The organism is Streptomyces lancefieldiae, from assembly GCF_031845825.1.
In the GTDB taxonomy this organism is placed as follows: Bacteria; Actinomycetota; Actinomycetes; order Streptomycetales; family Streptomycetaceae; genus Streptomyces; species Streptomyces lancefieldiae.
Map to the genome: position 1 here is coordinate 12,975 of NZ_JAVRFH010000034.1, position 26,012 is coordinate 38,986.

At 71.2% G+C, this 26,012-nt stretch carries 24 protein-coding genes; 3 read left to right on the top strand and 21 right to left on the bottom strand.

Annotated elements, in window-relative coordinates:
* Positions 1 to 4: 4 nt before the first annotated feature.
* Entirely contained in the window at positions 5 to 448 is a 444-nt protein-coding gene (locus RM812_RS27610) for a DUF948 domain-containing protein (protein WP_311577627.1), read from the bottom strand.
* Positions 449 to 604: 156 nt separating this feature from the next.
* Between RM812_RS27610 and RM812_RS27615 the strand changes: the two genes are divergently transcribed.
* Entirely contained in the window at positions 605 to 2,791 is a 2,187-nt protein-coding gene (locus tag RM812_RS27615; RefSeq protein ID WP_311577630.1) for an ATP-binding protein, read from the top strand.
* Between the two features lie 35 nt (positions 2,792 to 2,826).
* Here the strand turns inward: RM812_RS27615 and rpsD are convergent, their stop codons facing one another.
* The 5 genes from rpsD to RM812_RS27640 form a co-directional block, all read right to left on the bottom strand.
* Entirely contained in the window at positions 2,827 to 3,441 is a 615-nt protein-coding gene (rpsD, locus tag RM812_RS27620; RefSeq protein ID WP_030973190.1) for a 30S ribosomal protein S4, read from the bottom strand.
* A 295-nt stretch (positions 3,442 to 3,736) separates the two neighbouring features.
* Entirely contained in the window at positions 3,737 to 5,092 is a 1,356-nt protein-coding gene (locus RM812_RS27625; protein ID WP_311577636.1) for a replication-associated recombination protein A, read from the bottom strand.
* A 101-nt stretch (positions 5,093 to 5,193) separates the two neighbouring features.
* Complete coding sequence (locus RM812_RS27630; protein ID WP_311577639.1) at positions 5,194 to 5,856, bottom strand: vitamin K epoxide reductase family protein; 663 nt, start codon at positions 5,854 to 5,856, stop codon at positions 5,194 to 5,196.
* 203 nt (positions 5,857 to 6,059) lie between these two features.
* Positions 6,060 to 7,322, bottom strand: a complete 1,263-nt coding sequence (gene hisS / locus RM812_RS27635; protein ID WP_311577642.1) for a histidine--tRNA ligase — start codon at positions 7,320 to 7,322, stop codon at positions 6,060 to 6,062.
* Positions 7,323 to 7,335: 13 nt separating this feature from the next.
* Complete coding sequence (locus tag RM812_RS27640; protein ID WP_311577645.1) at positions 7,336 to 8,052, bottom strand: MBL fold metallo-hydrolase; 717 nt, start codon at positions 8,050 to 8,052, stop codon at positions 7,336 to 7,338.
* A gap of 182 nt (positions 8,053 to 8,234) precedes the next feature.
* On the opposite strand from RM812_RS27640, the gene RM812_RS27645 reads away from it, so the two are divergent.
* Positions 8,235 to 9,056, top strand: coding sequence for a peptidylprolyl isomerase (locus RM812_RS27645; RefSeq protein ID WP_311577647.1), 822 nt, complete (start codon positions 8,235 to 8,237; stop codon positions 9,054 to 9,056).
* A gap of 134 nt (positions 9,057 to 9,190) precedes the next feature.
* A complete protein-coding gene (locus tag RM812_RS27650) occupies positions 9,191 to 10,420 on the top strand; it encodes a DUF349 domain-containing protein (protein WP_311577650.1) in 1,230 nt (409 codons plus the stop codon).
* A gap of 86 nt (positions 10,421 to 10,506) precedes the next feature.
* Here RM812_RS27650 and relA read toward each other — a convergent pair whose 3' ends face one another.
* From relA to pgsA, 15 genes are all read right to left on the bottom strand, one after another.
* Entirely contained in the window at positions 10,507 to 13,050 is a 2,544-nt protein-coding gene (gene relA, locus RM812_RS27655) for a GTP pyrophosphokinase (protein ID WP_311577653.1), read from the bottom strand.
* A 172-nt stretch (positions 13,051 to 13,222) separates the two neighbouring features.
* Positions 13,223 to 13,771: an adenine phosphoribosyltransferase gene (locus RM812_RS27660; RefSeq protein WP_311577656.1), complete on the bottom strand. Its 549-nt coding sequence runs from the start codon at positions 13,769 to 13,771 to the stop codon at positions 13,223 to 13,225.
* A complete protein-coding gene (gene secF, locus RM812_RS27665) occupies positions 13,768 to 14,889 on the bottom strand; it encodes a protein translocase subunit SecF (RefSeq protein WP_311577659.1) in 1,122 nt (373 codons plus the stop codon). The genes RM812_RS27660 and secF overlap by 4 nt, the downstream gene beginning before the upstream one ends.
* Before the next feature lie 3 nt (positions 14,890 to 14,892).
* The gene (secD, locus tag RM812_RS27670) at positions 14,893 to 16,698 is read right to left on the bottom strand and encodes a protein translocase subunit SecD (RefSeq protein ID WP_311577662.1); all 1,806 of its coding nucleotides are present in this window, start codon (positions 16,696 to 16,698) and stop codon (positions 14,893 to 14,895) included.
* Between the two features lie 132 nt (positions 16,699 to 16,830).
* A complete protein-coding gene (gene yajC / locus RM812_RS27675; RefSeq protein WP_311577665.1) occupies positions 16,831 to 17,334 on the bottom strand; it encodes a preprotein translocase subunit YajC in 504 nt (167 codons plus the stop codon).
* Between the two features lie 186 nt (positions 17,335 to 17,520).
* Positions 17,521 to 18,594: a Holliday junction branch migration DNA helicase RuvB gene (gene ruvB / locus RM812_RS27680; protein ID WP_311577667.1), complete on the bottom strand. Its 1,074-nt coding sequence runs from the start codon at positions 18,592 to 18,594 to the stop codon at positions 17,521 to 17,523.
* A 72-nt stretch (positions 18,595 to 18,666) separates the two neighbouring features.
* Positions 18,667 to 19,272 carry a Holliday junction branch migration protein RuvA gene (gene ruvA / locus RM812_RS27685; RefSeq protein ID WP_311577670.1) on the bottom strand — a complete coding sequence of 202 codons (606 nt, stop codon included), beginning with the start codon at positions 19,270 to 19,272 and terminating at the stop codon, positions 18,667 to 18,669.
* Positions 19,269 to 19,853, bottom strand: coding sequence for a crossover junction endodeoxyribonuclease RuvC (gene ruvC / locus RM812_RS27690; RefSeq protein WP_311577672.1), 585 nt, complete (start codon positions 19,851 to 19,853; stop codon positions 19,269 to 19,271). Before ruvC ends, ruvA begins: the two co-directional genes overlap by 4 nt.
* A gap of 107 nt (positions 19,854 to 19,960) precedes the next feature.
* A complete protein-coding gene (locus RM812_RS27695; RefSeq protein ID WP_311577675.1) occupies positions 19,961 to 20,713 on the bottom strand; it encodes a YebC/PmpR family DNA-binding transcriptional regulator in 753 nt (250 codons plus the stop codon).
* Positions 20,714 to 20,760: 47 nt separating this feature from the next.
* Positions 20,761 to 21,369, bottom strand: a complete 609-nt coding sequence (gene pdxT / locus RM812_RS27700; protein ID WP_311577678.1) for a pyridoxal 5'-phosphate synthase glutaminase subunit PdxT — start codon at positions 21,367 to 21,369, stop codon at positions 20,761 to 20,763.
* A 30-nt stretch (positions 21,370 to 21,399) separates the two neighbouring features.
* Positions 21,400 to 22,311: a pyridoxal 5'-phosphate synthase lyase subunit PdxS gene (pdxS, locus tag RM812_RS27705; RefSeq protein WP_311577681.1), complete on the bottom strand. Its 912-nt coding sequence runs from the start codon at positions 22,309 to 22,311 to the stop codon at positions 21,400 to 21,402.
* 125 nt (positions 22,312 to 22,436) lie between these two features.
* A complete protein-coding gene (locus tag RM812_RS27710; RefSeq protein ID WP_311577683.1) occupies positions 22,437 to 22,979 on the bottom strand; it encodes a LemA family protein in 543 nt (180 codons plus the stop codon).
* A 121-nt stretch (positions 22,980 to 23,100) separates the two neighbouring features.
* Complete coding sequence (locus tag RM812_RS27715; protein ID WP_311577686.1) at positions 23,101 to 24,264, bottom strand: glycosyltransferase family 4 protein; 1,164 nt, start codon at positions 24,262 to 24,264, stop codon at positions 23,101 to 23,103.
* Positions 24,261 to 25,190, bottom strand: coding sequence for a phosphatidylinositol mannoside acyltransferase (locus tag RM812_RS27720; protein ID WP_311577689.1), 930 nt, complete (start codon positions 25,188 to 25,190; stop codon positions 24,261 to 24,263). The genes RM812_RS27715 and RM812_RS27720 overlap by 4 nt, the downstream gene beginning before the upstream one ends.
* Entirely contained in the window at positions 25,187 to 25,912 is a 726-nt protein-coding gene (gene pgsA / locus RM812_RS27725) for a phosphatidylinositol phosphate synthase (protein ID WP_311577891.1), read from the bottom strand. The genes RM812_RS27720 and pgsA overlap by 4 nt, the downstream gene beginning before the upstream one ends.
* Between the last annotated feature and the right edge of the window lie 100 nt (positions 25,913 to 26,012).

Below are 26,012 nucleotides of genomic sequence, written 5' to 3' on the forward strand. Positions count from 1 at the left end.
TGGATCAGTCCTTCTTCCGCTTCGTCCGCCGCGCGGCCGGGATCGTACGGCCGACGATCACGGTGCGCCGCGGGTCCTTGGCCGGCAGGTCCTCCTTGCGGCCGCCGAGTGCCCGTCGCACGCCGTACCCGAACGCCGCGACCTTGACCAGGGGGCCGCCGAAGGTGGAGGCCACGGTGGTCGACAGCGCGGAGGCGTTCGACGTGACCTCCTGGACGTCGGAGGCGATCGCGTCGACCCGGTCGATCTGGGTCTGCGCGGAGCGCACCGCCGAGGAGGCGTCGGCCAGCAGCGGGACGGCCTGGTCGGTCACGTCCGCCACGAGCTTGGTGGTCGCCCTGAGCGTCTGGGCCAGCCTCGCCAGCGCGACGGCGAGGAAGGAGACCAGGATCGCCCAGAAGACGGCCACCAGGATCCCGGCCACCTCGCCACCGGACACTGTGTGCACCCGCTCCCCTGAAAGACGTGCCTGAACATCGAGAAAGTCGTGCACCGAGCCTATCGCGCCGGGCGTGGAGCTCCGTACCGGATTACCCTCCGCGCGCGGTGGAGTCGCGCGCAGCGATTGTACGGAATGAATACGGTTGAGTACGCTGCGTGTTCCATGCGAGACCTTCGGCGCGACGGCACCCCGCACGGCAACCTCCCGCTGGAACTCGACACCTTCGTGGGGCGGGCGTCGGAACTCGCCGCGCTGGCCCGGGCACTGGATTCCGCACGGTTGGTGACCGTGACCGGGGCCGGCGGGGTCGGGAAGTCGCGGCTGGCGGCGCGGGCGGCCGCGCGACGCACGCCCCGGGACGGGGTGTGGCGGGTGGAGCTGGCGCCGGTGCGCGACGAGGAGTTCGTCGACTACGCGGTCGTCGAGGCGCTGGGCCTGACCGACCACACGGCACGGTTGCCGCGCGAGACACTGCTCGCGCACCTCGCCGAGCGGGAGCTGCTGCTGGTCCTCGACGGGGTCGAGCACCTCGTGGACGCGTGCGCCGCGCTGGCGGCCGACCTGCTGGGCCGCGCCCCGGGGCTGCGGATCCTGGCGGTGGGGCGCAGACCACTCGGCGTGGCCGGGGAGCGGCTGGTTCCGCTGACGCCGCTGACCCCCGAGGAGGCGGTGGAGCTGCTGACCGTCCGGGCGGCGCAGCGGCAGGTGACGCTCGGGTACGACGACGACCTGGACGAGGACCGCGGGGAGCTGCGCGAGCTGTGCCGGCGTCTGGACGGGATCCCGCTGGCGATCGAGCTGGCCGCGGGACGGCTGGGCGCGCTGTCGCCGAGGCAGGTGCTGCAACGGCTGGACGACCGCTTCCGCCTGCTGACCGGCGGGGACCGCACCGCGCTGCCCCGGCACCGGACGCTGCGCACGGCCATCGGCTGGAGCCACGAGCTGTGCACGCCGGCGGAGCGGCTGCTGTGGGCGCGGCTGTCGGTGTTCGCGGGACCGTTCGACCTGGAGGCCGCCGAGTACGTGTGCAGCGGCGGCGGGCTGTCCGCCGACGACGTGCTCGACGTGCTGTCCGCGCTCCTCGCCCAGTCCGTGCTGACCCGCGAGGAGACTCCGGCCGGGGTGCGCTACCGGATGCTCGACACCGTGCGGGCGTACGGCGCCGACTGGCTGGAGGCGATGGGCGACGCGACGCGGCTGCGGCGGCGGCACCGGGACTGGTACGTGGGTCTGGCCACCTGGTGCGAGCTGGAGTGGTTCTCGCCGCGCCAGCGCGAGGTCGCCGCGCGGGTGGAGGCGGAGCTGCCCAATCTGCGCAGCGCCCTGGAGCAGTGCCTGGCCGAGCCGGACGAGGCGCACCTGGGGCAGTACCTGGCGGGCGCCCTGTGGTTCCACTGGGTCGGCTGCGGACGGCTGTCGGAGGGGCGGCGCTGGCTGGAGCAGGCGGTGCGCCTGGACACGGAGCGGACGGCGGGCGAGCAGTCCCGGCTGAAGGCGCTGTGGGTGCTCGGCCACGTGGCGATCCTGCAGGGGGACACGGTGCCCGCGCTGGCGGCGCTCCAGGAGTGCCGGGAGAAGGCCGAGCGGTCGGCCAACCCCACGGCGGTGGCCTACGCGGAGCACCGCACCGGCTGTCTGGCGCTGGTCGCGGACGACATACCGCGCGCGGAGTCGCTGTTGCGCTCCGCGCTGGAGCGCTACCACGAGATCGGCGAGCTCAACAGCAACGTCCTGATGGGCCAGGTGGAGCTGGCGATGACACGGGCGTTCCAGGGCGATCTGCCGGACGCGGTGCGGCTGTGCGAGGACGTGCGCCAGGTGTGCGAGGACCACGGCGAGCGCTGGGCCCGGGGGTACGCGCTGTACGTGCTGGCCTACGCGGCCTGGAACGACGGCGAGCCGGTGCGCGCCCGCGAGCTGCTGGCGGACTGCCTGGGCAGTGCGCACCGCTTCCGGGACCAGCTGGGCTCGGTGCTGGCAGTGGAGCTGCTGGCCCTGGTCACGCTGGCGGAGGGTGACGCGGCGGAGGCGGCGGTGCTCCAGGGTGCCGCCGGACGGATGTGGCCGTCGGTGGGGCTGCCGCTGTTCGGCTCGGCGCACTACAACGCGCCGCACGAGCTGTGCGAGACGGCCGCCCGGGAACAGCTGGGCGACGAGCGGTACGAGGAGTGCGCGGGGCACGGGGCGCGGCTCGGCCGCCGGGAGGCCGTGTCGCGGGCGCTGCGGCGGCCCGGGGTGCCGGCCTCGCTGCCGGCGCCGCGCGGGGCCGGGAGGCGTGCCACGGCGGGCGCGCGTACGGCGAAGCCCGCCGGCTCGCCCACCCGGAAGGGCGGGGAGACGGCGGGCTGAGGTACCGCTGGTGCAGTACTGCGCCGGGGCTGGGGTCAGCGGGCGTAGTACTCGACGACGAGCTGCTCGTCGCAGATCACCGGGATCTCCTTGCGGTTCGGCTCGCGGTCCAGGCGGAACGCCAGGGCCTTGAGGTTCACCTGGAGGTAGCGCGGGGTCTCGCCCTCGGGGGCGAAGCCACCCTCACGGGCGATCGTGAAGAGGGTCTTCTCCTTGGAGCGCTCGCGCACCTGCACGACGTCGTCCGGGCGGACGCGGAAGGACGGCTTGTCGACCTTCTGGCCGTTGACCTGGATGTGGCCGTGCACGACCATCTGGCGGGCCTGGTAGATCGTGCGGGCGATGCCCGAACGCAGGACCAGCGCGTCGAGACGGCGCTCGAGCTCGATGACCAGGGCCTCGCCGGTCTTCATGTTGGTCTTGGAGGCACGCTCGTAGGCGCGGACGAGCTGGCGCTCGCTCAGGTCGTACTGCGCGCGCAGACGCTGCTTCTCGAGCAGACGGACCTTGTAGTCCGAGTTCTGCTTGCGGCCGCGGCCGTGCTCGCCCGGCGGGTAGGGGCGGGCCTCGAAGTACTTGACGGCCTTCGGCGTCAGCGCGATGCCGAGGGCACGCGACTTCTTGACCTTGGGGCGGGACTGGTTCGCCACTGTCTGTGTCTCTTTCCTGGTTTCCGGCTTGTCAGGGTTGAGGGAGGTCGCATCCGCAGCCGGGAAAACCCGCCGGGTCCGCGTGGGACCTGCCGGGCAGCCGCTCCCCTGGTCTGGGCACATACGTGCAGCACGCGAGTGGCCCACCGACCGTTACCGGGATTCCGGGTGGTGGTGGGCTGCCCGCGACACCGTTCGACGGTGCGCGACGCTCCTGGAACCCGCTGGGGGTTCCGGCTGGTTGTCCCGTTCTGACTGCACGGGACTCAGCACTTCGGGCGATTCTACAGGCTGCTCACGACCCCTTGCGACCGAGGTGTCCCCGGGTCCACGCGACGGCGTCGGCGTACCGCGCCTCGGCGCCGTGCCGGGTCGGGGCGTAGTACGTCCGCTCCTTCAGCTCGTCCGGGGCGTACTGCTGGGCGGCGATGCCCTCCGGCAGGTCGTGCGGGTACACGTACCCCTGGCCGTGTCCGAGCTTGCCCGCGCCCTTGTAGTGGCTGTCGCGCAGATGGGCCGGGACCGGCCCGGCGTGCCCCTTGCGCACGTCGTCCAGGGCGGCGCCGATGGCGGTGGTCGCGGCGTTGGACTTCGGGGCGAGGGCCAGGGCGATGGTGGCGTGGCTGAGGGTGAGGGCGGCCTCGGGGAAGCCGATCATGGCGACGGCCTGGGCGGCGGCGACGGCGATGGGCAGCGCGTTCGGGTCGGCGAGGCCGATGTCCTCGCTGGCGGAGATCATCAGGCGCCGCGCGATGAACCGGGGGTCCTCGCCGGCCTCGATCATCCGGGCCAGGTAGTGCAGGGCGGCATCCACGTCGGAGCCGCGGATGGACTTGATCAGGGCGCTGGCGACGTCGTAGTGCTGGTCGCCGTCGCGGTCGTACTTCACGGCCGCCCGGTCGACGGTCTCCTCCAGCGTGGCCAGGGTGACCTCGGCCTCGCCCTTGTCGAGCGCGGCCCCGGCGGCGGCCTCCAGGGCGGTCAGCGCGCGGCGGGCGTCGCCGCCGGCGATGCGCAGCAGGTGGTTCTCGGCGTCCTCGGGGAGCGTGACGGCCTCCCCCAGGCCGCGTTCGTCCGTCAGGGCGCGGCGGAGCAGGCCCCGGACGTCGTCGTCGGTGAGGGGTTCGAGGGTGAGGAGGAGGGAGCGGGAGAGCAGCGGGGAGATCACCGAGAAGTACGGGTTCTCGGTGGTGGCGGCGATCAGGGTGACCCAGCGGTTCTCGACGGCCGGGAGCAGGGAGTCCTGCTGGGCCTTGCTGAAACGGTGGATCTCGTCGAGGAAGAGGACGGTCTCCTTGCCGTACCCGCCGACCGCGCGGCGGGCGCCGTCGATGACCGCGCGGACCTCCTTGACGCCCGCGGTGATCGCCGACAGCTCCACGAACCGCTTGTTGGTGGCCTTGGAGACGACGTACGCGAGGGTGGTCTTGCCGGTGCCCGGCGGGCCCCAGAGGATCACGGAGGAGGGTCCGGCGGGTCCGGCGGCGCCCTCGCCGACCAGTCTGCGCAGCGGTGACCCCGGCTTGAGGAGGTGCTGCTGACCGACGACCTCGTCGAGGGTGCGCGGGCGCATCCGCACGGCGAGAGGGCTGCCGGTCGGGTCCTTCTCCTGGCGTTCTTCTGCTGCGGCGGTGAACAGGTCGGGCTCCACGCAAGAACCCTACCGGGGGTCCGGGGGTTGCCCCCCAGCGAGCACAGCACCGCACTGACAACGCGGCGGACGCGGCCGCAGCCCGCCCGCCGGGCGGCCCCTCAGCTGGTCCAGAAGTCCCACCAGCGGGTCAGGATCATCATCCCGATGATGCCGATGTGCAGCACCGGCAGCACCCAGGTGAACTCGCCGAAGAAGCCCTTGAGCCAGTTCGGCGCGGGCAGGAAGCCCTTGCGGACGTTGAACGACGTCACGTACCAGAACATCAGGATGGTGGCGACCCAGGCCAGGCAGCACCACAGGCACAGCGCGTTGATCCGGTACAGGGACTGGAACTGCAGCCACGTCACGAACCCGACGCCGAACAGGCAGCCGGCGTTGAAGGTGAGCCAGTACCAGCGCGGGAAGCTCGCCCGGGCGAGCAGGCTCATCCCGACGCAGATCACCATGCCGTAGGCGACCAGGCCCAGCATCGGGTTGGGGAAGCCGAAGACGGTGGCCTGGTCGCTCTCCATGACGCTGCCGCAGGAGACGACGGGGTTGAGGCTGCAGCCGGGCGTGAACGTCGTGCCGGCGATCTTGGCCTCGAGCAGCTTCTGCTTGTCGATCGTGATGACCCACGCGGCGAGCAGGCCGGCCGCGCCCGTGATCACCAGCAGCAACGCGAGGGCCCGGCTGCCGCCCTCGGTGCGCGGTGCTCGGGCGGTGGGTTCCGGCGCGGACTCTGCCACGGTGGAGACGTCCTTCACTGTCGTCTTGCTCATCACGCCGATTCCGTCACTGGAGAGTCGGACCTGCTTCGGGCAGGGCCATTGTGCCGCACCACCCTGTACAGCCACCGTTGGATGAGCATAAGAGCGCACCGCCGATGGCCCCGAACGGGTGGTTCCGGACGGTTCCCGTTCCCCGGGGGCACGCGTGAACGAATACGCGCGGCCCCCCGAGGGCGGGCGGGGCCTGCGGCCTGCTAGCCGAGCCTCGACTCCAGCTCCGCGACGACCTCGTTGACGCCGATCGCGGTCTGTTCGCCGGACTCCATGTCCTTGAGCTGGACGACGCCCTCGGCGAGGTCGCGCTCGCCGAGCACCAGGGCGTAGCGGGCGCCCGAGCGGTTGGCGGCCTTCATCGCGGCCTTCAGGCCCTTGCCGCCGTAGGAGAAGTCGGCGGCGACGCCGTTCTTGCGCAGTTCGGTGACCTTGGCGAACAGGATCCGGCGGGCCTCCTCGCCGAGCGGGACCGCAAAGACGGAGGTCGCGGACGGGATGTCCAGTTCGATGCCCTCCGCCTCCAGGGCGAGGACGGTGCGGTCGACACCGAGGGCCCAGCCCACGGACGGCAGGGACGGGCCGCCGATCATCTCGGACAGGCCGTCGTAGCGGCCGCCGCCGCCCACCGCGGACTGGGAGCCGAGGCCGTCGTGGACGAACTCGAACGTCGTGCGCGTGTAGTAGTCCAGGCCGCGCACCAGCTTCGGGTCGTCCTCGAAGACGACGCCCGCCGCCGTGATCAGCTCGCGGACCTGCTCGTGGTACGCCTTGCAGGCGTCGCACAGGTAGTCGCGCAGCAGCGGCGCGTCGGTCAACTGCTTCTGCACCTCGGAACGCTTGTCGTCCAGGACCCGCAGCGGGTTGATCTCGGCGCGGCGCAGCGTGTCCTCGTCCAGGTCGAGGCCGCGCAGGAAGTCCTGGAGGGCGGCCCGGTAGACGGGGCGGCACTCCTTGTCGCCCAGGGAGTTGAGCAGGATGCGGAAGTTCCGCAGGCCCAGCGCGCGGTACGACTGGTCGGCCAGGATGATCAGTTCGGCGTCCAGTGCCGGGTCCTCGGTGCCGATCGCCTCGGCACCGACCTGGGAGAAGTGGCGGTAACGGCCCTTCTGCGGGCGCTCGTAGCGGTACTGCGAGCCCGAGTACCAGACCTTCACCGGCAGGTTGCCCGCCTTGTGCAGGTTGGCCTCCAGGACCGCGCGCAGTACGGGAGCGGTGGTCTCCGGGCGAAGGGCGAGCCGGTCGCCGCCCTTGGTCTCGAAGACGTACATCTCCTTGGACACGATGTCGGTCGACTCACCGACACCGCGCGCGAAGAGCTCGACGTTCTCGAAACCGGGCGTCTCGATGTAGCCGTAGCCGGAGTTGCGCAGCGGGGCCGCGATCGCCTCGCGGACGGCCAGGTACTTGGCGGAGTCCGGCGGCAGCAGGTCGTACGTGCCCTTGGGGGCCTTGAAGGTGCTCACGGAAAGTCTCTCGTCACATTCGTCGTCGGGGAGCCTCGGGGGCGCCGTGCTCTTGGCGGCCCGCCGCCACCTGCCGCAGATACGGGTTGGTGGCGCGCTCCTGGCCGATGGTCGTCTGGGGGCCGTGGCCGGACAGCACCACGGTCGAGTCGTCGAGCGGCAGGCACACGCGGGCCAGCGAGTCGAGCATCTCGGCCATGTCACCGCCGGGCAGGTCGGTGCGTCCGATGGAGCCGGCGAACAGCAGGTCGCCCGAGAAGAGGAGCGGCGGGATGTCCGCCGCCTCGGGCAGGCCGAAGGTCACCGACCCCTTGGTATGGCCCGGCGCGTGCGCGACCGTCAGCTCCAGGCCCGCCAGCTCCAGCTTCGCGCCGTCGGTCATCTCGCGGACGTCGTCCGGCTCCCCCACGGTCAGCTCGCCCATGAGCGGCATCCCGATGGTGCGGCCGATCCCCTTCTCGGGGTCGCTCATCATGTACCGGTCGTCGGGGTGGATCCACGCCGGTACGCCGTGCGCGCCGCACACGGGGACGACCGAGGCCACGTGGTCGATGTGGCCGTGGGTGAGGACGACGGCGACGGGCTTGAGCCGATGCTTGGCGAGTGCCTCCTCGACTCCCTGGGCGGCCTGATGGCCCGGGTCGATGATCACGCACTCCTCACCGGCGGCGGGGGCGACGAGGTAGCAGTTCGTCCCCCAGGCCCCGGCGGGGAACCCGGCAATGAGCACGATCGTCCTTCGTTTGTGTCGGTACGGGTGGGCTTGCGAACGGGCCGCGCCCATCCCCAGAGCCTACCGGCGGTGCCGATTCCTCAGCGAACCCATATACGGTACGGGGCTACACGCAGACGGTCGGTCATCGCGCCCCCGCGTACCGGTCGGCACACGAAGACGCATGAGGAGAGAGCCCGGTGGTCACCCAGGAGCAGCGGCGGCGTCAGCTCGCCCGGGAGAAGTTCTTGCGGCAGCAGCAGCGACGTACCTCCGCGCGACGCAAGGCGCGCATGCGCAACGCCGCGGTCGCGTCGGTGGTCGGCGTGATCGTGATCGGCAGTGTCGCGTTGTACACGACCGGAGTGGTCCTCGGGGACGACGACAAGACGAACGCGAGCGCGGAGGTCACGCCGAGCGCCTCGGCGAGCAGCAAGGCGCCGGACCCGTGCGAGAAGCCCGCCAAGGGCGAGGTCAAGACGCAGACCTGGAAGAAGGAACCTGCGATGACCATCGACAAGTCGGCGAAGTACACGATGAAATTGGCGACGACCTGCGGCGACATAGACATCGCCCTGAAGGCGTCGGCGGCGCCGCACACCGTCAACTCGTTCGACTTCCTGGCCGGCAAGGGCTTCTTCGACCACACGCCGTGCCACCGGCTCACCACCAACGGCATCTACGTGCTCCAGTGCGGCGACCCGACCGGCCAGGGCAACGGCGGACCCGGCTACACCATTCCGGACGAGAACCTGAAGGACAAGAGCCTGAAGGAGAACACGTACCCGGCGGGCACGGTGGCGATGGCGAACACCGGCCAGCCGGGCTCCGGCGGCAGCCAGTTCTTCCTCGTGTACCAGAACAGCCCGTTGCCGCCCAGCTACACGCCGTTCGGCACCATCTCGGACGAGGGCATGACGGTGTTGAAGAAGATCGCCGCGGCGGGCGAGAGCACCGGCGCGGGAGACGGAGCGCCCAACGCGACGGTCGTGATCGACAAGGCCACCGTCACGAAATCCTGACCCTCATCAGCGAAGTTCGGTCGCGCGGGATGCGGACAGGCCCCCCGCCGGTCGCCTATGTTGGCCGTGACGAAACTGTGGACGATGCCCGGGGGTAGCGAAGCCCTCCGCAGGCATCATGTGGAGGAGGCGCTGTGAGCAGCGACCCGTGGGGCCGCGTCGACGAGACGGGGACCGTGTACGTGCGTACGGCCGACGGCGAGAAGGTCGTCGGTTCCTGGCAGGCAGGCTCCCCCGAGGAGGCGCTGGCCTATTTCGAACGCAAGTACGAAGGCCTGGTTGTCGAGATCGGCCTCCTCGAGAAGCGGGTGAAGACCACCGACCTGTCGGCGAAGGACGCCCAGGCCGCCGTCGACCACCTGCGTGAACAGGTCGACGCGCACCACGCGGTCGGCGACCTCGACGCCCTCAGGGCCCGGCTGGACAAGCTCGTCGCCCTGGTGGAGACGCGCCGCGAGGAGCGCAAGGCACAGCGGGCGAAGCAGTCCGACGAGGCGCGCGGCGCCAAGGAGGCACTGGTCGCCGAGGCCGAGGAGCTGGCGCGGTCCGACCAGTGGCGGGCGGCCGGTGAGCGGCTGCGCTCCCTGGTCGACACCTGGAAGGGCCTGCCGCGCCTGGACCGCAAGTCCGACGACGAGCTGTGGCACCGCTTCTCGCACGCGCGCTCGGCGTTCTCCAAGCGCCGCAAGCAGCACTTCGCGCAGCTCGACTCCCAGCGCGAGGAGGCTCGCCGGACCAAGGAGCGGCTGGTCGCCGAGGCCGAGGCGCTGTCGAGCTCGACGGACTGGGGTCCGACGGCCGCGCGCTATCGCGACCTGATGTCCGAGTGGAAGGCCGCGGGCCGCGCCCAGCGGGAGCACGAGGACGACCTGTGGAACCGCTTCCGCGGCGCCCAGGACGTGTTCTTCGCCGCCCGCAGCTCGGTCTTCGCCGAGCGGGACGCCGAGCAGGCCGAGAACCTGAAGCTCAAGGAGGAGCTGGCCGAGGAGGCCGAGAAGCTCCTGCCGGTCACCGACCTCAAGGCGGCGCGCGCCGCGTTCCGCTCGGTCAACGAGCGCTGGGAGGCCATCGGCCACGTGCCGCGCGACGCCCGGCCGAAGGTCGAGGGCCGGATGCACGCGGTCGAGCGGGCGCTCCAGGAGGCCGAGGAGACCGAGTGGCGCCGGACGAACCCGGAGGCACGCGCGCGTGCCGAGGGGCTGACCGGTCAGCTGCAGGCCGCCGTGGACAAGCTGCGGTCCCAGATCGAGCAGGCCCGCGCCCAGGGCAACAACGCCAAGGCCGACAAGCTCGAGCGTGAGCTGGAGGGCCGGCAGGCGCTGCTGGACCAGGCACTCAAGGGTCTGCACGAGTTCGGCGGCTGACCCCGCGACTCCTGGCGAAGGGGCTCCCGTACGGTGCGTACGGGAGCCCCTTTCGTGTGCGTCTCTCCGCGCTTGTGAGCGCGTGCCTACGAGGGCCTGCGCGCCGACGTCACCCGGTACACGTCGTAGACGCCCTCCACGCCCCGTACCGCCTTCAGGACGTGCCCGAGGTGCTTGGGGTCGCCCATCTCGAAGGTGAAGCGGGAGGTGGCGACGCGGTCGCGGGAGGTCTGGACGGCCGCCGAGAGGATGTTGACGTGCTGGTCGGACAGCACGCGCGTGACGTCCGACAGCAGCCGGGAGCGGTCCAGTGCCTCGACCTGGATGGCGACCAGGAAGACCGACGACTGGGTGGGCGCCCACTCGACCTCGAGGATGCGCTCCGGTTCGCGGGACAGCGAGTCGACGTTCACGCAGTCGCTGCGGTGAACGGATACGCCGCTGCCGCGGGTGACGAAGCCGATGATGGGGTCGCCGGGGACGGGCGTACAACAGCGGGCCAGCTTGACCCACACGTCCTCGACGCCCTTGACGACGACGCCCGGGTCGGCGCTGGTACGGCGTTTGCGGCCGCGACCCCGGGACGGTGGTACCGACTCGTCGATCTCTTCGGTGGCGGCCTCCTCGCCGCCGAGCGCCTGGACCAGCTTCTGCACGATGTTCTGTGCGGAGACATGGCCCTCGCCGATCGCCGCGTACAGGGCGGAGATGTCCGAGTAGCGCATCTCGTGCGCCAGCGTCACCAGGGAGTCGCCGGTCAGGATGCGCTGGATCGGCAGGTTCTGCTTGCGCATGGCACGGACGATGGCGTCCTTGCCCTGCTCGATCGCCTCGTCGCGTCGCTCCTTGGAGAACCAGGCACGGATCTTGTTGCGGGCGCGCGGCGACTTCACGAAGCCCAGCCAGTCGCGGGAGGGGCCCGCGCCGGCCGCCTTGGAGGTGAAGACCTCCACCAGGTCGCCGTTGTCGAGGGTGGACTCCAGCGGGACGAGACGCCCGTTGACACGTGCCCCTATGGTGCGGTGACCGACCTCGGTGTGCACCGCGTACGCGAAGTCGACGGGGGTGGCACTCGCGGGCAGCGCTATGACGTCGCCCTTGGGGGTGAAGACGAAGACCTCGTTGCGGGACAGGTCGAAGCGCAGGGACTCCAGGAACTCGCCGGGGTCCTCGGTCTCCTTCTGCCAGTCCAGCAGCTGGCGCAGCCAGGCCATGTCGTTGAGGTGGTCGTCCTTGCCCTTGCCGGACGACCTGGGCGCGTCGCTACGCACCTTGGAGGCGCCGGCGACGGCCTCCTGCTTGTACTTCCAGTGCGCGGCGATGCCGTACTCGGCGCGGCGGTGCATGTCGAAGGTGCGGATCTGCAGCTCGACCGGCTTGCCGTTGGGCCCGATGACCGTCGTGTGCAGCGACTGGTACATGTTGAACTTGGGCATCGCGATGTAGTCCTTGAACCGCCCCGGAACCGGGTTCCAGCGGGCGTGGACCGTGCCGAGGGCCGCGTAGCAGTCGCGGACGGTGTCCACGAGGACGCGGATGCCCACCAGGTCGTAGATCTCCGCGAAGTCACGGCCGCGGACGATCATCTTCTGGTAGACGCTGTAGTAGTGCTTGGGGCGGCCGGTGACGGTCGCCTTGATGCGAGCCGCGCGCAGGTCCTGCTGGACCTCGTCGGTGACGATGGCGAGGTACTCGTCGCGCTTGGGGGCGCGCTCGGCGACCAGGCGGACGATCTCGTCGTACATCTTGGGGTAGAGGATCGCGAAGGCGAGGTCCTCCAGCTCCCACTTGATGGTGTTCATGCCCAGCCGGTGGGCGAGCGGCGCGTAGATCTCCAGGGTCTCGCGCGCCTTCTTCTCCTGCTTCTCGCGCTTGAGGTAGCGCATGGTGCGCATGTTGTGCAGGCGGTCGGCGAGCTTTATGACCAGGACGCGCGGGTCCTTGGCCATGGCGACGACCATCTTGCGCACGGTCTCGGCCTGCGCGGCCTCGCCGAACTTGACCTTGTCCAGCTTGGTGACGCCGTCGACGAGCAGGGCGACCACGTCGCCGAAGTCGCGGCGCAGGTCCTCCAGGCCGTACTCGGTGTCCTCGACGGTGTCGTGCAGCAGGCCTGCCATCAGCGTGGCCGGATCCATGCCCAGCTCGGCCAGGATGGTGGTGACGGCGAGGGGGTGCGTGATGTACGGGTCGCCGCTCTTGCGCTTCTGGCCGCGGTGCCAGCGTTCGGCGACCTGGTAGGCGCGCTCGATCTGGCGCAGCGTCGCCGTCTCGATCTTGGGGTCGTTGCCGCGCACTATCCGCAGCAGCGGCTCCAGGACCGGGTTGTAGGGGTTGGCGCGCTGCACGCCGAGGCGGGCGAGGCGGGCGCGCACACGGTTCGAGGAGCCGGAACGGACGGGGGGCCCGGCGGGCGTGCGGACCACGGGGGCGTTCTGGGGGCGCTCCGCCGGCAGCGGCTTGGGACGCGACTGCTGCTCGGCCGGCTTGTCGACGGGCGCGGCCGGGGCGTGCTGGATCGGCCCGTGCGTGTCGTTCTTCGCCTGCGGCGCGCTCGGCGCGGGCTTCGCCGCGGACGCCGAGGCGGACTCGGGCTTTGCGGCGGTCAGTGGCTGGGCCTCGTCTGGCAAGAGGACTCCTCGTGCGCGATCCGGGTCCCCCGGTCAGGCTCCGGAAACCCCATGGTAGCGATCCTGCACCCCAGGAACGCCTTCAGGCCACTCTGAGGGCCGTCAACCCGACAAACGCCTGAGGCGGGCACCGGATTCCTCCGGGCCCGCCTCCGCTGTGCGACGAGAGCGGTCAGACCGTGAGCAGCGCCGTCAGCGGTGCCCCGGCCAGGGCCGGCTCCAGGCGGGCACGCCCGCCGAGGAAACCCAGCTCCATCAGGACCGCGAGGCCGGCCACCTGCGCGCCGGCCCTGCGGATGAGCTCCAGCGACGCCTCGGCGGTGCCGCCGGTGGCGAGGACGTCGTCGACGACCAGCACGCGGTCGTCGGCGGTCAGGTCCTCGGCGTGCACCTCGATCTCGGCGGAGCCGTACTCCAGGTCGTAGGCCTGGCTGAGGGTGGCTCCGGGGAGCTTGCCCGCCTTGCGCACCGGGACGAACCCGAGCCCGGCCCGGACGGCGACCGGGGCGCCGAGGATGAATCCCCGGGCCTCCAGACCGATGATCTTGGTGGCGCCGGTGCGTGCGGCGACCTCGGCGAGAGCCTCGGTGAGCGCGGTGAACGCCGCGGGGTCCGCCAGGAGCGGGGTGATGTCCTTGAACACCACGCCCGGCTCCGGGTAGTCGGCCACGTCCCGGATCCGGCTGAGCAGCAGCTCCGTGATGTCGGTCGTTTCGGTCATCGGCGCTTCCCCGAAGGTCGGCCGCGGCCCCTGCCACGGGACGCGGGCTGGTTGCGGGGACCGACGACCGCGGCGGCCTCGTCCTCGGGCTCGTCGTCGGCGTACGGCCGCTCGTCGGCGGCGGACTCCACCGGCTCGCCCGTGGCCGCGGCCTGGGCGCGCTTGGCGAGAACGCGCTTCTTGAGGGCCTTCATCTGCGGCTCGGCCTCCTTGAGGTCGGCGACGAGCGGCGTGGCGATGAAGATCGACGAGTACGCGCCCGCGGCGAGGCCGACGAACAGCGACAGCGAGATGTCGTTGAGCATGCCGGCACCGAGGACACCACCACCGATGAACAGCAGGCCGCCCACCGGCAGCAGGGCGACCACGGTGGTGTTGACGGAGCGGACCAGGGTGCTGTTGATCGAGCGGTTGGCGATCTCGGCGTAGGTCCAGCGGGTCTGTTTGGTGACGTCCCTGGTCTGCTCCTTGAGGCTGTCGAAGACGACGACCGTGTCGTAGAGCGAGTAACCGAGGATGGTCAGCAGACCGATCACCGTGCCCGGCGTGACCTCGAAGCCGACGAGGGCGTAGATGCCGACCGTGATGGTGATGTCGTGGATGAGCGCGACGAACGCGGCGAGCGCCATGCGCCACTCGAACGCGATCGCCAGGTAGATCACCACGAGCACCATGAAGATCCCGAGGCCCTGCCAGGCCTTGTTCGCGATCTGATCACCCCAACTGGGGCCGACCAGGTCGGCGTTGATCTTCTCCGCCGGGACGTCCAGGTCCTTGGAGAGCTGGTCCTTGATCTGGTCCGACGCATCGGTGTCGGTGCCCGCGATCTGGATGCGGAGGCTGCCGTCGCCGAGCTTCTGGACGATCGCGTCGTGGCCGGAGGCGTCTTCCGCGTAGGTCTCCGCCTGGGACACGGAGGCGGACATGTTCTTCGGGGTGGTGAAGACCGCGCCGCCCTGGAACTCGATGCCCATGTGCAGGCCGCGCACCGCCAGGCCGACGATGGCCGTGATGGTGATGAGGATCGAGATGCCGTACCAGAGCTTGCGGTTCTTGACGAAGTCGTAGCCGACCTCACCGTGGTGCAGTCGGGCGCCGAGGTTGCCGAGTTTCGACATCTCTCACGCCTCCTTCGGGTCGACAGGGCCGGCGGCAGGACGGGACGGACGGCGGGTGCGGCGCAGCGGCGGCTTGGCACCCAGGGCCTTCGGGTCGAGGCCGGACCACTTGTGACCGCTCGCGAAGAACCTGCGCCGGGCCATCAGCGTCAGCAGCGGCTTGGTGAAGAGGAACACCACCACCACGTCGAGCAGGGTCGTCAGACCCAGGGTGAACGCGAAGCCCTGCACCTTGCCGACGGTGACGATGAAGAGCACCGCGGCGGCGAGGAAGGACACGAAGTCGGAGACCAGGATGGTGCGCCGGGCGCGCGGCCAGGCCCGCTCGACGGCGGGTCGCAGCGAGCGGCCCTCGCGGATCTCGTCCCGGACGCGTTCGAAGTACACGATGAACGAGTCCGCCGTGATGCCGATGGCGACGATGGCACCGCACACGGCCGGCAGGTTCAGCGCGAAGCCGATGGTCGGACCGAGCAGCGACATGATCACGTACGTGAGACCCGCGGAGACCAGCAGCGAGGCGACGGCGATGAACGACAGGCCTCGGTAGTAGACCAGCAGGTAGAGGACGACCAGGGCGAGGCCGATCGCGCCGGCGATCAGACCGGCCTTGAGCTGCTCACCGCCGAGCGCGGCGGTGACGGTGGTGACGCTGTCCTCCTTGAAGGTCAGCGGCAGAGCGCCGTAGGACAGCATGTTGGCGAGGCCCTGGGCCTCCTCCTGGTCGAAGTTGCCGGAGATCTCCGCGTTGCCGCCGGTGAGCGCCTGGCTGACGTACGGGTCGGAGACGACCTCGTTGTCCAGGACGATGGCGAACTGGTTCTGCGGGGACTGGTTCTGCGCCAGCTTGCCGGTGATGCTCGCGAACTTCTTCGCGCCCTTGTCCGTGAAGTCCATCGTCACGGTCCAGCCGGCGGCGGTCTGCGTGTTGAAGACGGCGTCGGCCTTGTCGACGTCCGTGCCGTCGACCTCGGCGGGGCCGAGGATGTACTTCTGCCACTGGCCCTGGGAGTTCTGGCCGCAGGCCACCATCGAGTCGCCGGGCTTGGAGCCGTCGCCGGCCTTGGCGCGGGCCGCCTTGTCGGTGCAGTCCAGTGCCGCGTACTGGGCCTGGAGCTTGGCGGTCGCGTCGTCGCCGGAGGCGCTGGCGCTCGGGGACGGGGAGGCGCCGTCGGAGGCGGTGGCGGACGGGCTGGGGTCGGCCTTCAGGGCGTCGCTGGCGGCGCGGCCCTGGGTGGTGGAGCTCGCCGAGGCGGAGCCGGACGGGGAGGAGCTCGCCTCGTCCTTGTCGGTGGCCTTGTCGCCCGCCTGGTCCGTGGCCTTGTCCGTGGCCTCGTCGGTCGCCTTGTCCGAGGCGTCGCCGGTGGCGCTCGGCGAGGGGCTGCCCGTCGCCGCGGCACCGGAGAGCTCGGTGGCGACGACCGGACGGAAGTAGAGCTTGGCGGTGGTGCCGACCTGCTGCCGCGCTTCCTTCGAGTTCGTCCCCTTGGGGATGTTGACGATGATGTTCCGGTCGCCCTGGGTCTGTACCTCGGCCTCGGAAACACCCAGACCATTGACACGGCGGTTCATGATCTCGACCGCGGTGTCCATGTTGGTCTTGTTGATCGCGGACTCCTGGCCCGCCTCGGGCACCGCCCGGAGCGTGATGCTGGTGCCGCCGGCCAGGTCGATGCCGAGACGCGGAGTCGTGTGACCGGAGGCGTACATGCCTCCGGTGAGCGCCACGATGGCGATCAGAATCAGGGCCAGCGAGCGCCCGGGCTTACTCTGAGCGCTCGCATTCTTTCCCTTTTTAGGTGCTACCACCTTTGCGTACTCCCTCTCGGGCCGCTTCGCGCCGGGTAGGCGTCACCGGCGGCCATCACATGGTGTCGGAGATCCGTGCGCGCCGCGCGTCACACGGGGGGCGCGGGAACGGCCCACGCCCCCGGGGCACGGCTACTTCGCCTCGGAACCGCCGTCGGACTTCTTCGCCTGCTCGTCCGTCTTCGCCTCGGCGGGAGCGGCGTCGACCGTCGGCTCGTCGTCCGCGTCCTTCTTGCCGAGGTCGACGGGCTTGTAGTCGGGGGCGTCGGCAGCGTCGTCGGCGGAGGCGTCGGTCTCGGTGAGGGAGGAGGCATCGTCGGGGACGATGTCGGCGTCGGACTTCAGGTCGTGCTCGACGCCGTGGACGATGCGGTTGTACTCGTCGTCGGTGAGGACGGCACCGATGGAGTTCTTGGCGAAGAGCAGCTCGACGCCAGGGCCGGCGTCGAGGAGGACCGTGTCCTCGTTGACCTCCTTGACCGTGGCGTACATGCCCCCGATGGTGCGGACACCGGAACCGGGCTGCATCTGGTTCCGCATGTCGGCGGCCTGCTGCTGCTTCTTCTTCGCCGACCGGGTCATCAGGAACATGGCCCCGATGAGCACGATGAACGGGAGGAGGGTCACGAGACTCACGGGTCGGTACTTCCTTCACACGACCGCGGTGGTGAGCGGCCTGATGGTTGGGGGTGTGTACGCCGCCGACAAGGGCGGCATCGGCGGAGTCTAAGCGAGTCCGCGCGCATGGAACAACGCTCAGCATCGCACCGGGGTTCCTGCACCGGCGAATGTGCTCGCCGTGACGGGGCCGTCCCGGGTGTGTCACGCCCCGAACAAGTCCGCTTGTCCGTTTCCGGCGCTCTGCGAACGCGGCGGGGTCATGCCGAGATGCGCCCATGCCGCCGGGGTCGCGACCCGTCCGCGCGGGGTGCGGGCCAGGAGGCCCTCCCGGACGAGGAAGGGTTCGGCGACCTCTTCCACTGTCTCACGCTCCTCCCCCACGGCGACGGCGAGCGTGGACAGGCCGACCGGACCGCCGCCGAACAGCTTGAGCAGGGCCTCCAGCACGCCCCGGTCCAGGCGGTCCAGGCCCCGGGCGTCGACCTCGTAGACCGCGAGGGCGGCGGACGCGATCTCCTGGGTGATCCGGCCGTCGGCCTTGACCTGCGCGTAGTCCCGGACCCGGCGCAGCAGACGGTTGGCGATGCGGGGCGTGCCACGGGAGCGGCCGGCGATCTCGGCGGCGCCGGCGGCGTCGATCTCGACGTCGAGCAGTCCCGCCGAGCGGTGGATGACGCGTTCCAGTTCGGCCGGTCCGTAGAACTCCATGTGTGCGGTGAAGCCGAAGCGGTCGCGCAGCGGGGGCGGCAGCAGGCCCGCGCGCGTGGTGGCGCCGACCAGGGTGAACGGGGGCAGTTCCAGGGGGATAGCGGTGGCGCCCGGGCCCTTGCCGACGATGACGTCGACGCGGAAGTCCTCCATCGCCATGTAGAGCATCTCCTCGGCGGGCCGGGACATGCGGTGGATCTCGTCGAGGAAGAGGACCTCGCCCTCCTGCAGGGAGGAGAGGATCGCCGCGAGGTCACCGGCGTGCTGGATGGCGGGGCCGGAGGTGATGCGGATGGGGGCGTCCATCTCGGCCGCGATGATCATGGAGAGGGTGGTCTTGCCGAGGCCGGGGGCTCCGGAGAGCAGGACGTGGTCGGCCGTGGCCCCGCGCGCGCGTGCGGCGCGCAGGACGAGGTCGAGCTGCTCGCGGACCTTCTCCTGGCCGATGAACTCGCCCAGGTCCTTGGGGCGCAGGGCGGCCTCCACGGCCTGGTCCTCGCCGTCGGCGGCGGAGCCCACCAGCCGCTCGGCGGCGGCACCGGTGTCGGTCGTGTCGTCCCAGTTCATGTCGTGTGCCTCGGGTCGGTGGGTGGCGGGTCGGCGGGCGCGGGTCGGCGGGCGCGGGTCAGCGGGCGCGGGTCAGCGGGCGCGGTTGAGGGTCTGCAGGGCCGCCTTCAACAGCTGCCCCACCTGCGGCGTGCCCTCCGCGGCCTCCGCCCGGGGCGCCACGGCGGAGACTGCTTCGTCGGCCTCGCGGGTGGCGTACCCGAGACCGATCAGGGCGGCGTGCAGCTGGTCGCGCCAGCCGGTGCTGACCGGGGAGCCGACCGCGGGGGCGCCGACCGGCTCCCCGAGGCGGTCCTTCAGCTCCAGGAGCAGCTTCTGCGCGCCCTTCTTGCCGATGCCGGGGACGGCGGTGAGCGCCTTCTCGTCGCCGGTGGAGACGGCTCTGCGCAGGGCGTCGGGGCTGTGCACGGAGAGCATCGCCTGGGCCAGGCGGGGGCCGACGCCGCTGGCGGTCTGGAGGAGCTCGAAGACCTGGCGCTCGTCGTCGCCGGCGAATCCGTACAGGGTGAGCGAGTCCTCGCGGACGACGAGCGAGGTGGCGAGCTTGGCGGGCCGGCCGACACGGAGGGTGGAGAGCGTGTCGGGCGTGCACTGGACGGCCATGCCGACGCCACCGACCTCGACCACCGCGGTGTCGGGGGCGAGGGCGGCGACGGTGCCGCTGACGAAAGCGATCATGCCGTACGGCCTTTCGGTGCTTGCGGTGGTTTCGAAGCCTGTGGGGCTCGGTGGGCCCGGGTGCCTCTCGCGGCCTGCAGGGCCACGGCCTGCTGGAGCCGGTTCTGCGCGGGGGCGCGCCAGATGTGGCAGATGGCGAGCGCGAGGGCGTCGGCGGCGTCGGCGGGCTTCGGGGGCGCGGCCAGCCGCAGCAGGCGGGTGACCATGGCGCCGACCTGCGCCTTGTCCGCTCGGCCACTGCCGGTGACGGCGGCCTTGACCTCGCTCGGGGTGTGCAGGGCGACCGGGATGCCACGGCGGGAGGCGCACAGGATCGCCACGGCGCTGGCCTGGGCGGTGCCCATGACCGTACGCACGTTGTGCTGGCTGAAGACGCGCTCCACCGCGACGTACTCCGGGCGGTGCTCGTCCAGCCACTGCTCGATGCCCTGTTCGACGGCGACGAGGCGGTGGCCGAGGTCGGCGTCCGCGGGTGTGCGGACGACCCCGACGCCGACCATGGTGAGCGGTCGGCCCGCGACGCCCTCCACGACACCGACCCCGCAGCGGGTCAGCCCCGGGTCCACCCCCAGTACGCGCACGCCCACGCCCTCCCGTCGATCACCTGTTTGTGCAGGCTATCGGGTGCCACTGACAAAGCGACGGGCCGACGGGGGTGCCCCCGTCGGCCCGCTGCGCAGGGGACGCGTTACGCGTCGACCTTCTCCATGATCTCGTCGCTCACGTCGAAGTTCGCGAAGACGTTCTGCACGTCGTCGCTGTCCTCCAGCGCGTCGATCAGCCTGAAGATCTTCCGGGCGCCCTCCTCGTCCAGCTCGACCTGCATGGTCGGGACGAAGTTGGCGTCGGCGGACTCGTAGTCGATGCCGGCGTCCTGGAGGGCGGTGCGGACCGCGACGAGGTCGGTGGCCTCGCTGATGACCTCGAAGGTCTCGCCGAGGTCGTTGACCTCCTCGGCGCCCGCGTCCAGGACGGCGCCGAGGACGTCGTCCTCGCCCAGCTCGCCCTTGGGGACGATCACGACACCCTTGCGGTTGAACAGGTACGACACCGAGCCGGGGTCGGCCATGGAGCCGCCGTTGCGGGTCATGGCGACGCGTACGTCGGAGGCGGCGCGGTTGCGGTTGTCGGTGAGGCACTCGATGAGCACCGCGACACCGTTGGGGCCGTAGCCCTCGTACATGATCGTCTCGTAGTCGGCGCCACCGGCCTCCAGGCCGGCGCCGCGCTTGACCGCGGAGTCGATGTTCTTGTTCGGCACCGACTGCTTCTTCGCCTTCTGGATGGCGTCGTACAGCGTCGGGTTGCCGTCGATGTCGGCACCACCCATGCGGGCCGCGACCTCGATGTTCTTGATCAGCTTCGCGAAGAGCTTGCCGCGCTTGGCATCGATGACGGCCTTCTTGTGCTTCGTCGTGGCCCATTTAGAGTGGCCGGACATCTGCCTGTCTCCTTCGCGTAACCCGTCTTTGAACGAACGCAGGAATCCTACAAGGACTCCGCCGTCCCTTTCGCGCGCACCATGTCGGCGAAGAGACGGTGCACCCGGTGGTCGCCGGTCAGCTCCGGGTGGAACGACGTGGCCAGCGCGTTGCCCTGGCGGACCGCGACGATGTGGCCGTCGTGCTCGGCGAGCACCTCGGCCCGGGCGCCCACGGACTCCACCCAGGGGGCGCGGATGAAGACGCCCTCCACGGGACCGCCCCCGACGCCCTTGATGCCGACGGCCGCCTCGAAGGACTCGTTCTGCCGGCCGAAGGCGTTGCGGCGCACGATCATGTCGATGCCGCCGACGGTCTCCTGCCCCGAGCGCGGGTCGAGGATCTTGTCGGCCAGCATGATCATGCCGGCGCAGGTGCCGTAGACGGGCAGGCCGTCGCGCACGCGCGCACGCAGGGGCTCCATCACCCCGAACAGGACGGCCAGTTTGGAGATGGTGGTGGACTCGCCGCCGGGCAGGACCAGGCCGTCGACCTCGGCGAGTTCTTCGGGGCGCCTGACCGGCCTGGCCACGGCGTCGGCCGCGGCCAGGGCGACGAGGTGCTCCCGTACGTCGCCCTGGAGGGCCAGGACGCCGATGACGGGGGTGTCGCTCATCGTTTCGGTGTCCTTCTCGGTTTCCTCGTCCTACCAGCCGCGGTTCGCGTAGCGCTCGGCCTCGGGCAGGGTGTCGCAGTTGATGCCGACCATGGCCTCGCCGAGGTTGCGGGACGCGTCCGCGATGATCTTCGGGTCGTCGTAGAAGGTGGTCGCCTTCACGATGGCGGCGGCGCGCTTGGCCGGGTCGCCGGACTTGAAGATGCCGGAACCGACGAAGACGCCCTCGGCGCCGAGCTGGCGCATGAGCGCGGCGTCGGCCGGAGTGGCGACGCCACCGGCGGAGAAGAGGACCACCGGGAGCTTGCCCAGCTCGGCGACCTCCCTGACCAGCTCGTAGGGGGCGCGCAGCTCCTTGGCGGCGGCGTACAGCTCGTTGTTGTCGTAGCCGCGCAGCCGGGCGATCTCGTTCTTGATCTGACGCAGGTGCCGGACGGCCTCGACGACGTTGCCGGTGCCGGCCTCGCCCTTGGAGCGGATCATCGCCGCGCCCTCGGCGATGCGGCGCAGGGCCTCACCGAGGTTGGTGGCACCGCACACGAAGGGGGTCGTGAAGGCGAACTTGTCGCTGTGGTTGACCTCGTCGGCCGGGGTGAGGACCTCGGACTCGTCGATGTAGTCGACGCCGAGGGACTGCAGGACCTGGGCCTCGACGAAGTGACCGATACGGGACTTGGCCATCACCGGGATCGACACCGCGTCGATGATGCCCTCGATCATGTCCGGGTCGGACATACGGGCGACGCCGCCGTCCTTGCGGATGTCGGCCGGGACCCGCTCGAGGGCCATGACGGCCACGGCGCCCGCGTCCTCCGCGATCTTCGCCTGCTCCGGCGTGACCACGTCCATGATCACGCCACCCTTGAGCTGCTCGGCCATGCCGCGCTTCACCCGGGCGGTGCCGGTCTCGGGGTTCTGGTTTTCGGAGAACGTGCTGGACACGGGTACCTCGCTGAGGGAAAAGGGGGGTTTCTGCAGCACCGAGGAAACGCGAGGGGGCCAGGCCACAGCAAGGGCCAATGGGAAGGCGGTGGATCCTTTTCGGCGCGAGACCCGCCGCCGGCGCCCTACGCGGCCCGCTCCACCAGGGCCGTCGGCGGCTCGTCGTCCATCTCGAAGGCCAGCGGGAACGGGGCGTGACCGGCGAGGCGGAACCAGCGGACCTTGCGGTGCTCGCGCAGCCGGCGCGCGGCTCCCACGGCGTCGTTGTGGAAGCGCCGGGCCATCGGCACGCGCCGTACGGCCTCGGCCAGCTCGTGGGCCGCCTCCTCGCCCCCGGGCGCCTCACGGAGGGCGTCCACCTGCTGCTGATCGGCGAGCACGGCGCGCAGGGCCTGGCTCAGCTCGCTCTCGGCGACCTCCCGCTGCTCCTCCTCCGACTGCCGGGCGGCGTGCGCGGCCTCGTACAGGACGATCGACGCGGCCGGGTCGAGGACCCCCGAGGTGGCCAGTTCCTGGGCCACGGACGCCCTGCGCAGCAGCTGCGCGTCGAGCGCGGCGCGGGCGGCGTCGATCCGGGCGTGCAGCCGGTCCAGCCGTCCCGCCGTCCAGCTCAGGTACAGGCCGATCGCGACGAGGACGACCAGGATCCAGATCAGGGTTGCGGTCACGGGCCGCAAGCCTACGGGGGCGCTCCGCCGGGGTGGTCGGGTGCCTCGTCGGGGGCTGCGCCCGCCGGGCCGCCCTTCGGCCCGGACGCCCTCGTCCTCGAACGCCGGACGGGCTGCCCGGTCAGTCCCGGGCCAGTCCGAATCGTGCCCTCAGCCCTGTCGCGCGGTCGTCCGTGGCCACCGCCGCCGCGCCCGCCGTCACCGTCTCGTAGACCGACAGGATGTCCGCGCCGACCGTGGACCAGTCGAAGCGCCGTACGTGGGTGCTGCCCCGCTCCCGCAGCGCGGCCCTGCGCTCCGGGTCCGCCAGCAGCCGTACCGCCGCGTCCGCCAGCGCGTCGGCGTCCTCGTTGGGGAACAGTTCACCGGCCGCCCCCTGGTCGAGGACCTGGGCGAAGGCGTCCAGGTCGGAGGCGAGCACGGGGGCGCCCGCCGACATCGCCTCGACGAGGATGATCCCGAAGCTCTCGCCGCCGGTGTTGGGCGCCACGTACAGGTCGACGCTGCGCAGGAAGCGGGCCTTGTCCTCGTCGCTGATCATGCCGAGGAACTCCACCCGGGAGCGCAGCTCCTTCGGCAGGCTCTCCACGGCCTCCACCTCGTCGCCGCGCCCGGCGACCAGCAGCCGGGCCTGCGGGCGGGCCGCGAGGATCCGGGGCAGGGCCCGCATGAGCACCGGCAGGCCCTTGCGGGGCTCGTCGATGCGCCCCATGAAGCCGATCGTGTCCCCCTGCCACTCGGGCTTGGGCTCGGCGTCGGCGAAGAAGCCGACGTCGACGCCGTTGGGGATGACGACCGCGTCCCCGCCGAGATGCTCGACGAGCGTGCGGCGGGCGTACTCGCTCACCGCGATCCGGGCGCTGATCTTCTCCAGGGCGGCCTGGAGGATCGCGTACGCGGCGATCATCGCGCGGGAGCGCGGGTTGGACGTGTGGAAGGTGGCCACGATCGGGCCCTGCGCCGCCCAGCAGGTCAGCAGGCCGAGGGAGGGCGAGGTCGGCTCATGGATGTGGATGACGTCGAACGACCCGTCGTGCAGCCAGCGGCGCACCCGGGCCGCCGACAGGAAGCCGAAGTTCAGGCGGGCCACCGAGCCGTTGTACGGCACCGGCACCGCGCGGCCGGCCGAGACGACGTACGGGGGCAGCGGGGTGTCGTCGTCGGCGGGTGCGAGGACGGACACCTCGTGACCGAGGCCGATGAAGTACTCGGCGAGGTCGCGGATGTGGAACTGGACGCCACCCGGCACGTCCCAGGAGTACGGGCAGACGATGCCGATCCTCACGGGGCGCCCCGCTCGCCGGCGGCGGGTGCCTTGGCCGGGTCGAGGTCCTTCAGCCACAAGCGCTGCAGCATGTGCCAGTCCTCCGGGTGGTCGGCGATCCCCGTGGCGAAGGCATCGGCCAGCGCCTGTGTCATGGCAGACGTCTTCTCGGCCCGCGTGCCCGACTCGGGAACCCCGACCGGCGGATGCACCCGGCCCTGCATGACGGGCGAGTCGTCGTACCAGAGTGTCACCGGCAGCAGCAGCGCGCCGGTCTGCTGCGCGAGCAGTGCGGGGCCGGCCGGCATGCGGGCCGTCTCGCCGAAGAAGTCGACCTCCACGCCGGAGGCGGACAGGTCGCGGTCGGCGACCAGGCAGACCAGGCCGCCGTCGCGCAGCCGCCGGGCCAGCGTGCCGAACGCCGAGCCGCCGCTGTGCGGCAGGACCTCCATGCCGAGGCCCTCGCGGTAGGCGACGAAGCGGTCGTAGAGGGTCTCCGGCTTCAGGCGCTCGGCGACCGTCGTGAACGGGATGCCCAGCTTCGTGGTGACCCAGGCGCCGGCGAGGTCCCAGTTGGCCAGGTGCGGGAGGGCGAGGATCACGCCCTTGCCCGCGTCCAGGCCGTCGGTCAGGTGGTGCAGGTCCTTGGGGGCGAAGCCCGCCCTGACGCGTTCGGCGCTCCACGCCGGGAGCCGGAAGGACTCCATCCAGTAGCGCAGGTACGAACGCATGCCCGCGCGCGAGAGCGCCGCGAGCCGCTGCGGGCTCGCACCGGGCACCACGCGCGCGTAGTTGCCCTCCAGCCGCCGCACGCCCGTGCCGCGCTGTTTCCAGGCGAGGTCCGCGACGGTGCGGCCGAGACGCACGGCGACCGGCTCGGGGAGCTTCTTCACAGTGCTCCAGCCGACCCCGTACAGGGTGTCGGCCAGCCGCTCCTGAACGCTCACTTGGCCGCCTCGGAGCCCTGGCTCCGATGCGCGGCGGCATCCGCCTCGGCGGCCTCCCGGCGGACCGTGACGACGCGCTGGACCAGCGTGACGAGGCTGCCGACGGCGACGATCCACAGAGCGATCGGCAGCAGGTACTGGATGCCCGGCACGCCGAACTTGTGCAGCCCCGCGAAACCGGCCGCGACCAGCGAGACGACGAGGCGCTCGGCGCGCTCGACCAGTCCGTTGACGGCGACCGGCAGGCCGATCGACTCGCCGCGCGCCTTGGTGTACGACACCACCTGGCCGCTGGCCAGGCAGAAGATCGACACGGCGCACAGCACGTTGTCGTCGCCACCGCCCGCGTACCAGAGGGCGAAGCCGCCGAAGATCGCTCCGTCGGCGACCCGGTCCAGCGTGGAGTCCAGGAAGGCGCCCCAGCGGCTGGAGCGACCGAGCTGGCGGGCCATGTTGCCGTCGACGAGGTCGGAGAAGACGAAGAGCGTGATCACCACCGTGCCCCAGAAGAACTCACCCATGGGGTAGAAGACCAGCGCACCCGCGACGACACCGGCGGTGCCGAGGAGCGTGACCGTGTCGGGGCTGACCCCCCGGCGGATGAGAAACGCGGCGAACGGTGTGAGGACACGCGTGAAAAATGCACGCGCGTACTTGTTCAGCATGGCCTTCCCGACGGTCGGTGTGGCCGCGCGGCCCCTGCTGGCCACCGGCTGGCCCATCGTAGTCACGCGCGCGCGTGGGTGACGGCCGGGCACCCTGCCCCCCCTCGCGGAGGGGCCGGTGGGCGCCGGGATCGGACCCGTCGTATGGACGCGGCGT

What these genes read in the sequence shown, in the direction of transcription:
- RM812_RS27615 (WP_311577630.1), top strand. Translation starts at nt 605, where the DNA reads ATGCGAGACCTTCGGCGCGACGGCACCCCGCACGGCAACCTCCCGCTG.
- RM812_RS27630 (WP_311577639.1), bottom strand. Translation starts at nt 5,856, where the DNA reads ATGAGCAAGACGACAGTGAAGGACGTCTCCACCGTGGCAGAGTCCGCG.
- RM812_RS27660 (WP_311577656.1), bottom strand. Translation starts at nt 13,771, where the DNA reads ATGACCGAAACGACCGACATCACGGAGCTGCTGCTCAGCCGGATCCGG.
- secF (WP_311577659.1), bottom strand. Translation starts at nt 14,889, where the DNA reads ATGTCGAAACTCGGCAACCTCGGCGCCCGACTGCACCACGGTGAGGTC.
- ruvB (WP_311577667.1), bottom strand. Translation starts at nt 18,594, where the DNA reads ATGAACTGGGACGACACGACCGACACCGGTGCCGCCGCCGAGCGGCTG.
- ruvA (WP_311577670.1), bottom strand. Translation starts at nt 19,272, where the DNA reads ATGATCGCTTTCGTCAGCGGCACCGTCGCCGCCCTCGCCCCCGACACC.
- RM812_RS27695 (WP_311577675.1), bottom strand. Translation starts at nt 20,713, where the DNA reads ATGTCCGGCCACTCTAAATGGGCCACGACGAAGCACAAGAAGGCCGTC.
- pdxT (WP_311577678.1), bottom strand. Translation starts at nt 21,369, where the DNA reads ATGAGCGACACCCCCGTCATCGGCGTCCTGGCCCTCCAGGGCGACGTA.
- pgsA (WP_311577891.1), bottom strand. Translation starts at nt 25,912, where the DNA reads ATGGGCCAGCCGGTGGCCAGCAGGGGCCGCGCGGCCACACCGACCGTC.